The following is a 14,362-nucleotide window of genomic DNA, read 5'->3' on the forward strand; positions in this document are numbered from 1 at the left end:
CGACCACTAGTTCGCGACCACCATGGCGTCGTGGAGCTGCTCGGTCGTCTTGGCGGCCTGGGCCGGGGTGATGCTCAGGGTCTGGGAACCGGCCTTGAAGTAGCTGGCGCTGCCGAAGGTCGAACTGCTGGACCAGACGCAGACGGTCTGCCCGCCGGGGTCCGGCGCGCCGGCCACCTTGAAGTCGAGGACCCCGCACTTGAGCGTGGCGCCGTCCTTGTTGCTGCCGCCGGAGTAGCTGGTCAGCGGGGTGGTCCAGGTGGCGCCGCCGGCGGTGACCTGAGTCGCGTAGTCGGACAGCGCCTTGGCGGGATTCTTGAGCTTGCCGTAGTAGCCGGCGAAGGCGATCGCGTTGTTCCGGTCGGCGTCGTTGGTGTAGTCGGCCTGCAGCGAGGTGATGTCGGTGCCGGTGTCGGTGGCCTTGGCCGGGTCCACCGGGGCGGTCTTGGAATCCTTCAGGGCCCAGCCGTTGTCGGCCCCCAGGGCCAGCATCTGCGGGGTGGTGAGCTTGTAGCTGCCGGCCTTGGCGGCCGCGCCGCCGGTCAGCTTGAAGACCGCGAAGCCGCCACCGCCCAGCACCAGCACGCCGACCAGCAGGCCGACCACGAGGCAGCCCTTGCCCTTGCGCGGTGCGGGCCCGGGCTGGCCCCAGACCGGCTGCGGCTGCATCGGCTGCATCGGGGGTTGGCCCCAACCGGCCTGCGGCTGAGGGGGATAGGGCTGCTGTCCGTACTGCGGCGGCTGCTGCGGATAGCCGTACTGCGGCGGCTGGCCGTACGGTGGTTGGCCCTGCGGCGGCGGATACTGCGGCTGACCCTGGCCGTACATTCCCCTGCGCTCCCCCGCCGCGTCCGTGCGGCCCTCGCCCGTGCTCCTCCGGCCCGGCCGGGCCCGGTCGGCCACCCGTCCGAGCATCGGGCACGCTACCGTACGCCGCGCACGCGCAAGGCACGACCTCTGGTTCCGTAAACTGTGCGTCGTGACCGACAAGACGAACCAGCGCCCCGCCGACCACGCGTCCGCGGACAATGCAGCAGCCCTCCCGACCACCTACACTCCCGGCGAGGTAGAGGGCGAGCTGTACGAGCGCTGGGTAGCGCGCGGTTACTTCACGGCGGACGCCAAGAGCGACAAGCCGCCGTACACCATCGTGATCCCGCCCCCGAACGTGACCGGCGCCCTGCACCTGGGCCACGCCTTCCAGCACACCCTGATGGACGCCCTGACCCGCCGTAAGCGGATGCAGGGTTACGAGGCGCTCTGGCTGCCCGGCATGGACCACGCCGGCATCGCCACCCAGAACCGGGTCGAGCAGCAGCTGGCCGCCTCCGGCCAGTCCCGCCACGACCTGGGCCGGGAGGCCTTCGTCGAGAAGGTCTGGGAGTGGAAGGAGAACTACGGCGGCCAGATCCTGGGTCAGATGCGGCGCCTGGGCGACGGCGTGGACTGGTCGCGCGAGCGCTTCACCATGGACGAGGGCCTCTCCCGCGCCGTCCAGACCATCTTCAAGAAGCTCTTCGACGACGGCCTGATCTACCGCGCCGAGCGCATCATCAACTGGTGCCCGCGCTGCCTGACCGCGCTCTCCGACATCGAGGTGGAGCACGAGGACAGCCCGGGTGAGCTGGTCTCGATCCGCTACGGCGACGGGGACGACTCGATCGTGGTGGCCACCACCCGCGCCGAGACGATGCTGGGCGACACCGCCGTCGCGGTGCACCCGGACGACGAGCGCTACCGGCACCTGATCGGCCGCACCATCGCGCTGCCGCTCACCGACCGCCGGATCCCGGTGGTCGCCGACGAGCACGTGGACCCGGAGTTCGGCACCGGCGCCGTCAAGGTGACCCCGGCGCACGACCCCAACGACTTCGCCATCGGCCAGCGGCACGACCTGCCCAGCCTGACCGTGATGGACGAGCACGGCGCGATCACCGTGCACGGCCCCTTCCTCGGCCTGGACCGGCTGGAGGCCCGCTCGGCCGTGGTCGGCGAACTGCGCGAGCAGGGGCGGATCGTCGCGGAGAAGCGCCCGTACATGCACGCGGTGGGCCACTGCTCGCGCTGCCACACCATCGTCGAGCCGCGCCTGTCGCTGCAGTGGTGGGTCAAGGTCGAGCCGCTGGCCAAGGCGGCCGGTGACGCCGTGCGCGACGGCCGCACCCAGATCCACCCCAAGGAGATGGAAGGCCGCTACTTCGCCTGGGTCGACAACATGCACGACTGGTGCATCTCGCGGCAGCTCTGGTGGGGCCACCGGATCCCGGTCTGGTACGGCCCCGACGGCGAGGTGGTCTGCGTCGGACCGGACGAGCAGCCGCCGACCGGCGAGGGCTGGACCCAGGACAACGACGTGCTGGACACCTGGTTCTCCAGCGGCCTGTGGCCCTTCTCCACCCTGGGCTGGCCCGAGCGGACCGCGGACCTGGAGAAGTTCTACGCCACCGACGTGCTGCTCACCGGCCACGACATCATCTTCTTCTGGGTCGCCCGGATGATGATGTTCAGCCTCTACGCGATGGACGGCCAGGCGCCGTTCCACACCGTGGCGCTGACCGGCCTGGTCCGCGACCAGTTCGGCAAGAAGATGTCCAAGTCCAACCCGAACGCGGTGGACCCGCTGGACTGGATGGACGCCTACGGTGCCGACGCCGTCCGCTTCACCCTGGCCAGCGGCGCCAACCCCGGCGCCGACGTGCCGATCGGCGAGGAGTGGGTCAAGGGCTCGCGCAACTTCTGCAACAAGATCTGGAACGCCACCCGGTTCGCGCTGATGAACGGCGCCACCGTCGAGGGCCCGCTGCCGGCGCCCGAGGCGATGACCGCGGCCGACCGCTGGATCCTGTCCCGGCTCAACGAGACCGTCGCCCAGGCGGACGCGCTCTACGACGACTACCAGTTCGCCAAGGTCTCCGACGCGCTCTTCCACTTCGCCTGGGACGAGGTCTTCGACTGGTACGTCGAGCTCTCCAAGACCACCCTGGCCAAGGGCGGCCCGCAGGCCAACGCCGCGCGCCGGGTGCTCGGCGAGGTGCTGGAAGTGACGCTGCGGTTGCTGCACCCGATCGTCCCGTTCGTCACCGAGGCGCTGTGGACCACGCTGACCGGCGGCGAGTCGGTGGTGATCGCCGAGTGGCCCGAGGACAGCGGCTTCCGCGATGCCGCGGCCGAGGCGGAGATCGCCACCCTGCGGCAGGTGGTCACCGAGGTCCGCCGGTTCCGCAACGACCAGGGCCTGAGGGATAGTCAGAAGGTCCCGGCCTCGCTGGAGCTGACCGGCACCGTGCTGGCCGTGCACGAGGACGCGATCCGCTCGCTGCTGCGCCTGACCCTGCCGGAGGAGGGCTTCACGCCCACCGCCTCCCTGCCGGTGGCGGGCGCCACGGTGGCGCTGGACCTGTCCGGCACCATCGACGTGGCCGCCGAGCGCAAGCGTCTGACCAAGGACCTCGCCGCGGCCGAGAAGGAGAAGGCGCAGACCGCCGCCAAGCTCGGCAACGAGGGCTTCCTGGCCAAGGCGCCGGACGACGTGGTGGTGAAGATCCGGGCCCGCCAGGAGGCGGCCGGGGCCGACATCGCCAGGATCACCGCGCAGTTGGCGGCACTGCCGCAGGGCTGACCAGCTCGGCACCACTGAGCCCAGGCGCCGCCGACGGCTCGAAACGCCACTGGCCGCACCCCGATCCGGGGTGCGGCCAGTGGCTTTTCGCTTCGGAATCCGGGCGAGGAATTACCGATTGCTTTAATCCATGACCGGGTTTTTTCGTTCTTTCGCCAGTTCTTGCGGCCAGGTCCGGTGACCTGCGAAGGCGTGCCGTATAGCGTGTTCCGCAGTTCCGGGTACGGGCACTCGGGAAAGGGAAGGCAGGGCATGGTGGCAGCTCACAAGTTGGCCGGCGAACTTCCTGCGCAGCGGGTCGAGGAGGCGAAGGGGCGAGCCGCGACGCTGTTGTTGGCGTTCCGGCACGGCAATCAGGTCGCCTTCGACGCGGCCCTGGACCGGCTGTTGGCGGATCAGGCGGAGCGCGAGGTGGTCACCCTGCTCGCCTGGATCGCGGCGGAGGCGGTGCGCAAGGCCTACGCCCCCGAGGTCGGTGACAAGGTGCTGCGAGCGCTGGCCCGCCGGGCGCCGCAGGACGAGATCGGGGTGCTGGTCGACGAGGAGTCGGCGGACGCCGCCCAGCTGATCGACGCGGTCCGCGGCGGTCGGGTGGCCGCCGTGCGGCAGCTGGTGGCAGCCACCCCGGACACCACCTTCCTGCTCGGCGGGCTGCTCCAGGCCGTGGCGATGATGCTGCCGCTGCTCGCCGAGGACGAGGTCGACGAGGTGCTCGCCGAACTGCGGCTGCGGCAGAGTCCGGTACCGGTCGGAGCCTGAGCGCTGCCGCCCGCTTCGCGCCGCACCCCGCTCGCGGCCCCTGCGGCGGGAAGCGGGCGGCAGCGCTCGTAGACTGGGCGGGTGAGCAGCAGCGCCGGGTCGAACCCGTACACCACCCGTCCCAGTAGTGCGGACGACGACGTCGAGCGGCTGGACGGCCTCGCCGCGGTCGAGGCCGAGCTGGCCGAGCGCTGGCCGGAGAACAAGCTGGAGCCCTCGCTCGACCGGATCACCGCGCTGATGGACATCCTGGGCGAGCCGCAGCGCGCCTACCCCTCGATCCACATCACCGGCACCAACGGCAAGACGTCCACGGCCCGGATGGTCGAGCAGTTGCTGAACTCCTTCGAACTGCGCACCGGCCGGTACACCAGCCCGCACGTGGAGTCGGTGACCGAGCGGATCAGCCTGGACGGGCAGCCGATCAGCGTCGACAAGTTCGTCGAGACCTACCAGGACATCGAGCCGTACGTGCGGATGGTCGACGCGGCGCAGCCGATCCCGCTCTCCTTCTTCGAGGTGCTCACCGGCATGGCGTACGCGGCTTTCGCGGACGCTCCGGTGGACGTCGCGGTGGTCGAGGTCGGCATGGGCGGCAGCTGGGACGCCACCAACGTGATCGACGCGGCGGTGGCCGTGATCACCCCGATCTCGCTCGACCACACCGACAAGCTGGGCAGCACCACCGGCGAGATCGCCACCGAGAAGGCCGGCATCGTCAAGCCCGGCGCGCTCGCGGTGGTCTCCCAGCAGCCGCTCGACGCGGCCCAGGTGATCCTGGCGCGCGCCGTCGAGGTCGACGCCACGGTGGCCCGCGAGGGCCTGGAGTTCGGCGTGCTGAGCCGGGAGATCGCGGTCGGCGGGCAGCTGATCACGCTGCGCGGGCTCGGCGGCGGCGAGTACTCGGACATCTTCATTCCGCTGCACGGCGAGCACCAGGCGCACAACGCCTCGATGGCGCTGGCCGCGGTGGAGGCCTTCTTCGGCATCGGCGCGGCCCGCGAGGGGCAGCTGGACGTCGACAAGGTGCGCCAGGCCTTCACCGGGGTCAGCTCGCCCGGTCGTCTGGAGGTGGTCCGGCGCAGCCCCACCATCGTGCTGGACGCCGCGCACAACCCGGCCGGCGCCCAGGTCACCGCCGCCGCGGTCGGCGAGGCCTTCGCGTTCACCAGGCTGGTCGGGGTGATCGCCACCAGCGGTGACAAGGATGTGAGCGGCCTGCTGGAGGCCTTCGAGCCGATCCTGGACGAGGTGGTGATCACCCAGAACTCCACCCATCGGGCGATGTCGGCGGACCTGCTGGCCGCCCAGGCCGTCGAGATCTTCGGCGATGACCGGGTGCAGGTCGAGCCCCGGCTGGACGACGCGATCGAGGCCGCCGTCACCCTCGCCGAGGCGGAGGGCGACCTGGCCGGCGCCGGGGTGCTGATCACCGGCTCGGTGATCACCGTGGGCGAAGCCCGTCTGCTGCTCGGAAGGAAGTGACGATGCGTACGCTCTGCTCGTCCACGCTGATCGGCGAGGTCTTCGTGGTGCTCTTCGCGGCCTGTGTCGCGATGAAGATGACGGATGTCTCGACCGCGGTGATCTGGGGTGTCAGCGGCGCGGTGATGGTGTTCTGCGTGCTGCTCTGCGGCGTGATCACCCGGCCTGGCGCGGTGGCGGTCGGCTGGGCGCTCCAGCTGGGCCTGTTCGCCGCCGGGCTGCTGCTGCCGACCATGTACGGGCTGGGCGTGATCTTCGCCGGGCTCTGGTGGTGCTCGGTGCACTACGGCCGCAAGATCGACGTCATCAGAGCGGAACGGGAACGTCAGACAGCGGCTGCCTGACCTGCTGTTCACGCAAGGTAACCTCTGCTGCGGTGGCCCGCACCGCGTTCTCACCGTCCCACCCATACCACTGGAGCCGCATCGTGACCCAGCGCACTCTCGTCCTGCTCAAGCCCGACGCCGTCCGCCGTGGCCTGGTCGGCGAGATCATCAGCCGGATCGAGCGCAAGGCCGGCTGGCAGCTGGCCGCCGTCGAACTGCGCACCTTCGAGCGGACGACGCTGGAGCAGCACTACGCCGAGCACGTCGGCCGCCCGTTCTACGAGCCGCTGCTGGAGTTCATGACCTCCGGCCCGTCGATCGCACTGATCGTCGAGGGCGAGAACGTGATCCCGGGCATCCGCGCGCTCGCCGGCGCCACCGACCCGCTGCAGGCGGGAGCCGGCACGATCCGCGGCGACTACGCCACGATCACCCGGGAGAACCTGATCCACGCCTCGGACTCGGAGTCCTCGGCCGAGCGCGAGATCAAGATCTTCTTTCCCGACCACGCCTGACCGGACGCTCCGTCAGGATCGCCACGGTTGGCCGAGCGGCATCGCGCCGGCTCAGCCAACCGTGGGAATCTGATCGTCAAATATGGAACTGAGTGCTCCGACACGGCGTCCAATGCCAGCAGAAGCGGTCCTGCCACGCAGAATGGACGCCATGCCCACCCCGCCGACCAGCTCGCCGGGCGTGGCTACGATGGAGGCACCCTGCGGGCCAGATGGGCCCGCCGCGCTCTCGGCGCGCCGCAGTGCGGGTCTCAGGCGAGGCTCAACTCCCTGCCCATGACATCCAGTTCGGGAAGGCGTTCCACACTCCATGGCCAACAATCTGTCGTTCATCGGCCGTGATCTGGCGATCGACCTTGGCACTGCCAACACGCTGGTGTACGTCAGGGGCAAGGGGATCGTCCTGAACGAGCCGTCAGTCGTGGCGGTCAACACCAACACCGGCGGCATCCTCGCGGTCGGCTCCGAGGCGAAGAAGATGATCGGGCGCACGCCCGGCAACATCATCGCCATCCGCCCGCTCAAGGACGGCGTGATCGCCGACTTCGAGATCACCCAGCGGATGCTGCGCTACTTCATCCAGAAGATCCACCGCCGCCGCTACCTGGTCCGCCCCCGGGTGGTGGTCTGCGTGCCCAGCGGCATCACCGGCGTCGAGCGCCGGGCCGTGGTGGAGGCCAGCCACCTGGCCGGGGCCCGCCAGGTGCACATCATCGAGGAGCCGATGGCCGCCGCGATCGGCGCCGGGCTCCCGGTCCACGAGCCCACCGGCAACATGGTGGTCGACATCGGCGGCGGCACCACCGAGGTCGCGGTGATCTCGCTGGGCGGCATCGTCACGGCGCAGTCCATCCGGGTGGCCGGCGACGAGCTGGACAACGCGATCGTCCAGCACATCAAGAAGGAGTACTCGCTGCTGCTCGGCGAGCGCAGCGCCGAGCAGATCAAGATGAGCATCGGCTCGGCCTACGGCTCGGAGAACGAGAAGGACGAGCACGCCGAGATCCGCGGCCGCGACCTGGTCAGCGGCCTGCCGAAGACCGTGGTGATCTCCGCCGCCGAGGTCCGCGAGGCGATCGACGAGCCGGTCAACTCGATCATCGACGCCGTCAAGACCACCCTGGACCAGTGCCCGCCGGAGCTCGCGGGCGATGTGATGGACCGTGGCGTGGTGCTCACCGGCGGCGGCGCGCTGCTGCGCGGACTGGACGAACGGCTGCGCCGGGAGACCGGCATGCCGATCCACATCGCGGAGAACCCGCTGGACTCGGTGGCGCTCGGCTCCGGCCGCTGCGTCGAGGAGTTCGAGGCACTGCAGCAGGTACTGGACGCCCAACCGCGTCGTTAGACCCACCGTCAAGGCCGAACACGTTCAGAAGGGGCAGCCGCGCCGCCGTGAGGGACACACGAGAGAGTCGACTGCTGCTCATTCTGCTGGTGGCCGTCGCCTTCGCCCTGATCACCGTGGACATCAAGGGCGGCGAGAGCTCCCCGCTGAACGGTGCCCGCAGAACCGCGGCCGACCTGTTCGGCCCCGTCGAGCGGGGCGCCGCGGGGGCCGTCGACCCGATAGCGCGTACCGTCCGGGCGATCCGCGACTCCGGCACCGAGCAGCAGCGGCTGGACCGGATCGGTGCGGAGAACACCGAGCTTCGTCAGAAGCTCGCCTCCTCCGACGCCGCCACCGGACGCACCAAGCAGCTGGACGACCTGCTGCGCACCGCCGGCACCGGCGGTTACACCATCAAGGCCGCGCAGGTGATCGCCATCGGCGCGGCCCAGGGCTTCTCCTGGACCATCACCATCGACGCCGGCAGCGACGACGGCCTGCAGCGGGACATGACCGTGATCAACGGCGCGGGCCTGGTCGGCCGGGTCACCACGGTCGCCCCGACCACCGCCACCGTGCTGCTCGCCACCGACCCCGGCTTCACCGCCGGCACCCGGATGGAGGGCAGCGGCGAGATCGGCTTCGCCACCGGGCAGGGCCAGGGGCCGCTGAAGGTGCAGTTGCTCAACGGCAAGGCGCAGGTCAAGCCGGGCGACCGGATGGTCACCTTCGGCTCGCAGAGCGGGCGTCCGTTCGTGCCCGGCGTGCCGGTCGGTACGGTCACCCAGGTGGAGGCCACCCCGGGGGAGCTGACCAAGACGGTGCTGGTCCAGCCGTTCGTCTCGTTCACCAGCCTCGACCTGATCGGGGTGGTCGTGGTGCCGCCGCGCGCCGACCCCAGGGACTCGGTGCTGCCGCCCAGCCCGAGCCCGGTCCCCACCCCCGCGCCCGCCCAGCCGCCCGCGGCCGCGGCCGTCGCGGCGCAGCCCTCGGGCGCGCCGCAGCAGCCCGCCCAGCCGTCCGCCTCGCCTACGGGGAACTGATCCGATGGTCGTCAAGCGCGTCCTGCTCTCCGCCCCGCTGATCCTGCTCGCCCTGGTGGTCCAGGTCAGCGTGCTGGGCCGGCTCCAGCTGCCCGGGGCCACCCCGGACCTGCTGCTGCTCATGGTGGTCGCGCTGGGACTGGTCTTCGGGCCCTCCGGCGGCTGCCTGACCGGGTTCGCCGCCGGGCTGCTGGCCGACCTGGCACCGCCCTCCGACCACGCGATCGGCCGGTACGCGCTGGTGCTCTGCCTGATCGGTTACGCCGCCGGGCTGCTGGGCGCCGATACCGGCCGCCAGCGCTCGGTGTTCACCCCGCTGCTGGTGGTGGCGGGTGCCGCGGTGGTCTCCACCCTGCTGTACGCGGGGGTCGGCGCGCTGGTCGGCGACACCGCCGCCCGGCATGTCGGGCTGCCCTCGCTGGCGGCGACCGCGCTCCTCTACGACCTGCTGCTGGCGCCGTTCGTGGTGCCGGCGGTGATGCTGCTGGCCCGCCGGGTCGACCCGTCCTCGACGGGCGGCGAGGTGACCGGCCCCGGCCTGGGCACCATCGCCCGCTACCGCACCACCCGTGAGCCGTCCGCCGGGCCACCCGCCCGCAAGTTCCGCGGCATGAAGTCCTGACTGTCTGAAGCCTTGCCGGAGGGGAGTCCTTGAGGTGAGCAACATCCCGGAGACCGGGCGCACCCGTCGGGTGACGATCCGTCTGGTCGTCCTGCAGATCCTGGTGCTGTCGCTGCTGGGCACGCTCGGCGGGCGCCTGTGGTACCTGCAGATCCGCAACGGCAGCCAGTACACCGCCCAGGCGTCCAACAACCACATCCGCGAGGTGGTCTCGCCGGCCATCCGCGGCGAGATCCTGGACGCCAACGGGCAGGTGCTGGCCGGCAACCAGACCAAGCTGGTGGTCTCGGTCAGCCGCACCTCGCTGCTGGAGCAGAAGGACCACGGCAAGGCCGTGCTGACCCGGCTCGCCCAGGTGCTCGGGATGAACGCCAAGGACGTCCAGGACAAGGTCAGGCTCTGCGACGCCAAGACCCCGCAGCCCTGCTGGAACGGCTCGCCCTACCAGCCGATCCCGGTGACCGACCAGGCCACCACCCAGCAGGCGATGCAGATAATGGAACGCAGCGAGGACTTCCCCGGCATCACCGCCCAGCCCACCGCGGTGCGCCAGTACCCGAGCCCGGGCGGCGCCAACATGGCCCAGGTGCTCGGCTACCTCTCGCCGGTCACCGACGACGAGGTCACCAAGACCGCGAACCAGAGCGGCAAGAACAAGTACCTGCCCAGCGACCAGATCGGCCGGGCCGGTCTGGAGTCGGTCTACGACAACCAGCTGCGCGGCACCACCGGCGTCGACCGGCTGGAGGTGGACAACCTCGGCCGGGTGATCGGCAGCGCCGGCACCACCCCCGCCCAGCCCGGCGACAACGTGGTGACCAGCATCGACGCCCGGGTGCAGAAGGTGGTCGAGGACAACCTGAACCAGGCCATGACCGACGCCCGCAACACCTTCGACACGGTGACCAACCAGAACTTCGTCGCCGACTCCGGGGCGGCCATAGTGATGGACGTGCACACCGGCCGGATCGTCGCGATGGCCAGCGCCCCCACCTACGACCCCAACCTCTGGGTCGGCGGCATCTCCGCGAAGGACTACGCCAACCTGACCAACCAGGCCTCCAACTACCCGCTGCTGAACCGGGCGATCCAGGGCCAGTCGGCCCCCGGCTCGACCTTCAAGGTGGTCTCCACCAGCGCCGCGGTCCAGGCCGGCTACTCGCTGGACGGCCACTACCCGTGCCCGTCGAGCCTGACCATCGGCGGGCGCGAGTTCAAGAACTTCGAGGGCGAGTCGGCCGGTGACATCTCGCTGGAGAAGGCGCTGGAGATCTCCTGCGACACCGTCTTCTACGGCCTGTCCTACGACCAGTGGATGAAGGACGGCGGCATCAAGCCCAAGGCCAACCCCGCCGACTGGTTCTACAAGACGGCCCACCAGTTCGGCCTCGGCGCCAAGACCGGCATCGACCTGCCGGCCGAGGTGCCGGGCCGGGTCCCCGACCGCCAGTGGAAGACCGACTTCTTCAACGCCAACAAGGACGCCTGGTGCAAGCAGGCGGCCGGCGGCGGCACCGACTACGCCACCGAGATCGCCCGCGAGAACTGCGTGGACGGCAACGTGATGCGCGCCGGTGACTCGGTCAACTACGCGATCGGCCAGGGCGACACGCTGGTCACCCCGATCCAGATGGCCACCATCTACTCCGCGCTGGCCAACGGCGGCACGCTCTACAAGCCGAGCGTCGCCAAGGCCGTGATCACCCCCAGCGGCCAGCTGGTCCAGGACATCGCGCCGCAGATCAGCGGCAAGCTGCCGGACGACCAGAAGACCCTGCAGTACATCGACCAGGCCACCGCGGGCGTGGTGACCGAGGGCACCGCGGCCTGGAAGTTCACCGGCGCCGGCTGGCCGCAGGACAAGATCCAGCTGCACGCCAAGACCGGTACCGCCGAGGTCTACGGCAAGCAGACCACCTCCTGGCTGACCACCTACAGCAAGGACTACGCGGTGGTCATGACGATCAGTCAGGCCGGTACCGGTTCTGGCGGTTCCGGTGACGCGGTGCGCCGGATCTACCAGGCGCTGTACGGCGTGGACGACAAGGGCGGCATCGACCAGAGCAAGGCGCTCCTGCCCACTCCGCAGACCGCGCTGCCCAAGTTCAACCCGGACGGCACCGCGATCCTGAAGACCGCCTCGTACTCCTACGACTACCCGTCGGCGCCGACCCGGTCCGCGGTCTACGCCGACCTGGTCGCGCTGGAGCCCGCGCTGCGGAGCACCGGAAGGGGCCGGGCATGACCTCCTCCTCGTACGGTTCCTACCGCCAGCTGCGGTTCTCGCCGCAGCGCGGCCCGGTGGCCAGGGCGCTGGCCAAGGACGCCCCGCTGCGCCGGCTCGACTGGGTGATAATCCTGGCCGCGCTGGCCCTGTCGCTGGGCAGCTCGATGCTGGTCTGGTCGGCCACCCGGGGTCGCGACTCGCTGACCCACGGGGACCCGCAGTACTTCCTGTACCGCCACCTGACCAACCTGGTGATCGGCGTGGCGCTCTGCGCGGGCGCGATCGCGATAGGGCACCACCGGATCAAGGCCGCGGTGCCGGTGCTCTACGTGCTGGCGCTGCTGATGCTCCTCGCCACCCTCAGCCCGCTGGGCTCGACCATCAACGGCGCGCACTCCTGGATCCAGTTCGGCGGCGGCTTCTCGATCCAGCCGGCCGAGTTCGCCAAGCTGGCGATCGTGCTCGGGATGGCCATGGTGCTCTCCTCCCGGGTGGACACCGGCGAGCGCGAGATGCCCACCAGCCGCACCGTGCTGCAGGCGCTGGTGCTGGGCGGCATTCCGATCGCGGTGGTGCTGCTGATGCCCGACCTCGGCTCCGTGATGGTGATGGCGGTGACCATCCTGGGCATCCTGCTGGCCTCCGGGGTGGCCAACCGGTGGCTCTTCGGCCTGCTGGCGACCGGCGGGCTCGGGGCGACGGCGGTCTGGAAGCTGGGCGTGCTCAGCAAGTACCAGATCGACCGCTTCGCCGCCTTCGCCAACCCGGCCCTGGACCCCGCGGGCGTGGGCTACAACACCGCCCAGGCCCGGATCGCGATCGGCTCCGGCGGCCTGACCGGCAAGGGCCTCTTCCACGGCACCCAGACCATAGGGCAGTTCGTCCCCGAGCAGCAGACCGACTTCGTCTTCACGGTCGCGGGGGAGGAGCTGGGCTTCGTCGGCGGTCTGGCCATCATCGTGCTGGTCGGGATCATCCTCTGGCGGGCCTGCCGGATCGCCCGCCAGGCCACCGACCTGTTCGGCACCGTGGTCGCCGGCGGGGTGATCACCTGGTTCGCCTTCCAGTCCTTCGAGAACATCGGCATGACGCTGGGCATCATGCCGGTGGCCGGCATCCCGCTGCCCTTCGTCAGTTACGGCGGTTCCTCGATGTTCGCGGGCTGGATCGCGATCGGGCTGCTCCAGGCCGTCCGGACGCAGCGGCCGATAGCGGGCTGAGCGGTCTCAGCCGAGCACGGCCCGGGCGATCGACTCGACCGCCCGGGCCTGTAGCGCGACCTGCCGGTGCACCGGCACCCAGCGCGCCGCGAACCGCCGCTCGATCCACCGGCACCGCTCGGCCACCTCTCCCGCCCGGTCTGCGCTCGCGCCCAGCCGGGCCAGTCCGGCCGCCGCCCGCAGCGGCAGCCGCTCGGCCGCAAGCTCCAGCGCGGTCACTTGGGCGACGGTGCGGGCCCACGTGCTCTGCTCCCACTCGTCGGCGAGCGCCACTCCGACCGCCGCGTTCTCCACCGCCGCACGGGCGAACGGGTCGGCCCCGCCGACCCCGGCGAGGTCCGGGAACCCGGTGCGCAGGCGCTCGGCCAGCACCCGCAGCGCCTTCTGCGGCTCGGGGTGCGGCGCGCCGTCGGCCACCGCCGGCACCGCCCACATCGGCGCCTCGACCACGGCGGTCGGCCCGCTGGGCATCAGCCAGGTGGAGCGCTCGGTGACTGCCGGTGTCGCGTCGAACGCGTCGGGGCGACCGGCCGCGGGGCGCAGGTAGACGCCCGGGTACGGCATCGGCCAGTACGGGGCGTCGAACGAGCCGACGTCCAGCGGGACGCCCGGGTCGACACCGAACGGCTCCCGCAGCCCCGCGATCGGCTCGGTGAGCTGGACGAAGGCCCCGCCGAAGTCCACCCCGTGCAGCGAACACTGCAGCGCCGGGCGCAACTCCTCGATCACGCTCAGCAGCGCCGCCGTCTCGGGCAGCGGCGCGTCCCCGAGCCACTCCGGCTGGGCGTCCGTGGGCGGCCGGTAGAAGTGCTCGAAGTGCCGGGCCATGGTGAGCGGCCCCGCCAGCCACCCCTCGTTGAGCGCGGCGCCGTCCGGGTCCAGACAGAGCAGGAAGCTCCAGCGGGCGCCGCTCGGCCCCTCCAGCGCCCGGTGGGCCAGCGCGAGGACGGTGCTCATCCCCACCGGCTCGTTGGCGTGCGCGCCGGCCACCACCAGCACATCGGGTCCAGACCGGTCGACCGAGAGCAGGTACAGCCCCCGTCCCTGGGCGGACTCGCCGACCCGGCGGAGCGTGCAGGACGCCTTCGTACGGGCCAGTTCCCTTGCGTGCGACAGGAGTTGTTCATGAGTCAGATACACAGCCGCCCAGTAGCGCACGGCCGATCGCGCACTGTCAACGCCGTCGGCCGCCCGCCGCCACTCGCCGTTCCGGGGG

General features: G+C 70.9%; 12 protein-coding genes. 10 read left to right on the forward strand and 2 right to left on the reverse strand.

The window, feature by feature from the left end; translation table 11 throughout:
* Positions 1 to 6: 6 nt before the first annotated feature.
* Positions 7 to 915, reverse strand: a complete 909-nt coding sequence (locus ABH937_RS08090; RefSeq protein WP_370217704.1) for a hypothetical protein — start codon at positions 913 to 915, stop codon at positions 7 to 9.
* A gap of 64 nt (positions 916 to 979) precedes the next feature.
* Between ABH937_RS08090 and ABH937_RS08095 the strand changes: the two genes are divergently transcribed.
* From ABH937_RS08095 to rodA, 10 genes are all read left to right on the forward strand, one after another.
* Positions 980 to 3,619 (forward strand): valine--tRNA ligase, encoded by a 2,640-nt coding sequence (locus ABH937_RS08095; protein WP_370217705.1) that lies wholly within the window; start codon positions 980 to 982, stop codon positions 3,617 to 3,619.
* A 252-nt stretch (positions 3,620 to 3,871) separates the two neighbouring features.
* Positions 3,872 to 4,378: a hypothetical protein gene (locus ABH937_RS08100; protein WP_280690393.1), complete on the forward strand. Its 507-nt coding sequence runs from the start codon at positions 3,872 to 3,874 to the stop codon at positions 4,376 to 4,378.
* 81 nt (positions 4,379 to 4,459) lie between these two features.
* The gene (locus tag ABH937_RS08105) at positions 4,460 to 5,863 is read left to right on the forward strand and encodes a folylpolyglutamate synthase/dihydrofolate synthase family protein (RefSeq protein ID WP_280690392.1); all 1,404 of its coding nucleotides are present in this window, start codon (positions 4,460 to 4,462) and stop codon (positions 5,861 to 5,863) included.
* A gap of 2 nt (positions 5,864 to 5,865) precedes the next feature.
* Complete coding sequence (locus ABH937_RS08110) at positions 5,866 to 6,207, forward strand: DUF4233 domain-containing protein (RefSeq protein WP_280690391.1); 342 nt, start codon at positions 5,866 to 5,868, stop codon at positions 6,205 to 6,207.
* Positions 6,208 to 6,290: 83 nt separating this feature from the next.
* Positions 6,291 to 6,704 carry a nucleoside-diphosphate kinase gene (ndk, locus tag ABH937_RS08115; protein WP_280690390.1) on the forward strand — a complete coding sequence of 138 codons (414 nt, stop codon included), beginning with the start codon at positions 6,291 to 6,293 and terminating at the stop codon, positions 6,702 to 6,704.
* A gap of 322 nt (positions 6,705 to 7,026) precedes the next feature.
* Complete coding sequence (locus ABH937_RS08120) at positions 7,027 to 8,052, forward strand: rod shape-determining protein (RefSeq protein ID WP_280690436.1); 1,026 nt, start codon at positions 7,027 to 7,029, stop codon at positions 8,050 to 8,052.
* A gap of 47 nt (positions 8,053 to 8,099) precedes the next feature.
* Positions 8,100 to 9,077 carry a rod shape-determining protein MreC gene (gene mreC, locus ABH937_RS08125; RefSeq protein WP_280690389.1) on the forward strand — a complete coding sequence of 326 codons (978 nt, stop codon included), beginning with the start codon at positions 8,100 to 8,102 and terminating at the stop codon, positions 9,075 to 9,077.
* Positions 9,078 to 9,081: 4 nt separating this feature from the next.
* Complete coding sequence (gene mreD / locus ABH937_RS08130) at positions 9,082 to 9,699, forward strand: rod shape-determining protein MreD (protein WP_280690388.1); 618 nt, start codon at positions 9,082 to 9,084, stop codon at positions 9,697 to 9,699.
* Between the two features lie 34 nt (positions 9,700 to 9,733).
* Positions 9,734 to 11,944: a penicillin-binding protein 2 gene (mrdA, locus tag ABH937_RS08135; protein WP_280690387.1), complete on the forward strand. Its 2,211-nt coding sequence runs from the start codon at positions 9,734 to 9,736 to the stop codon at positions 11,942 to 11,944.
* Positions 11,941 to 13,146: a rod shape-determining protein RodA gene (rodA, locus tag ABH937_RS08140; protein ID WP_280690386.1), complete on the forward strand. Its 1,206-nt coding sequence runs from the start codon at positions 11,941 to 11,943 to the stop codon at positions 13,144 to 13,146. Before mrdA ends, rodA begins: the two co-directional genes overlap by 4 nt.
* A gap of 6 nt (positions 13,147 to 13,152) precedes the next feature.
* On the opposite strand, the gene ABH937_RS08145 is transcribed toward rodA, so the two are convergent.
* Entirely contained in the window at positions 13,153 to 14,286 is a 1,134-nt protein-coding gene (locus ABH937_RS08145; protein ID WP_370217706.1) for a M14 family zinc carboxypeptidase, read from the reverse strand.
* Between the last annotated feature and the right edge of the window lie 76 nt (positions 14,287 to 14,362).

The organism is Kitasatospora sp. GAS1066B (assembly GCF_041262605.1).
Lineage (GTDB): Bacteria > Actinomycetota > Actinomycetes > Streptomycetales > Streptomycetaceae > Kitasatospora.

Coding starts and splice junctions, on each gene's coding strand:
- ABH937_RS08090 (WP_370217704.1), bottom strand. CDS start 915: ATGCTCGGACGGGTGGCCGACCGGGCCCGGCCGGGCCGGAGGAGCACG.
- ABH937_RS08100 (WP_280690393.1), top strand. CDS start 3,872: ATGGTGGCAGCTCACAAGTTGGCCGGCGAACTTCCTGCGCAGCGGGTC.
- ABH937_RS08110 (WP_280690391.1), top strand. CDS start 5,866: ATGCGTACGCTCTGCTCGTCCACGCTGATCGGCGAGGTCTTCGTGGTG.
- mreD (WP_280690388.1), top strand. CDS start 9,082: ATGGTCGTCAAGCGCGTCCTGCTCTCCGCCCCGCTGATCCTGCTCGCC.
- rodA (WP_280690386.1), top strand. CDS start 11,941: ATGACCTCCTCCTCGTACGGTTCCTACCGCCAGCTGCGGTTCTCGCCG.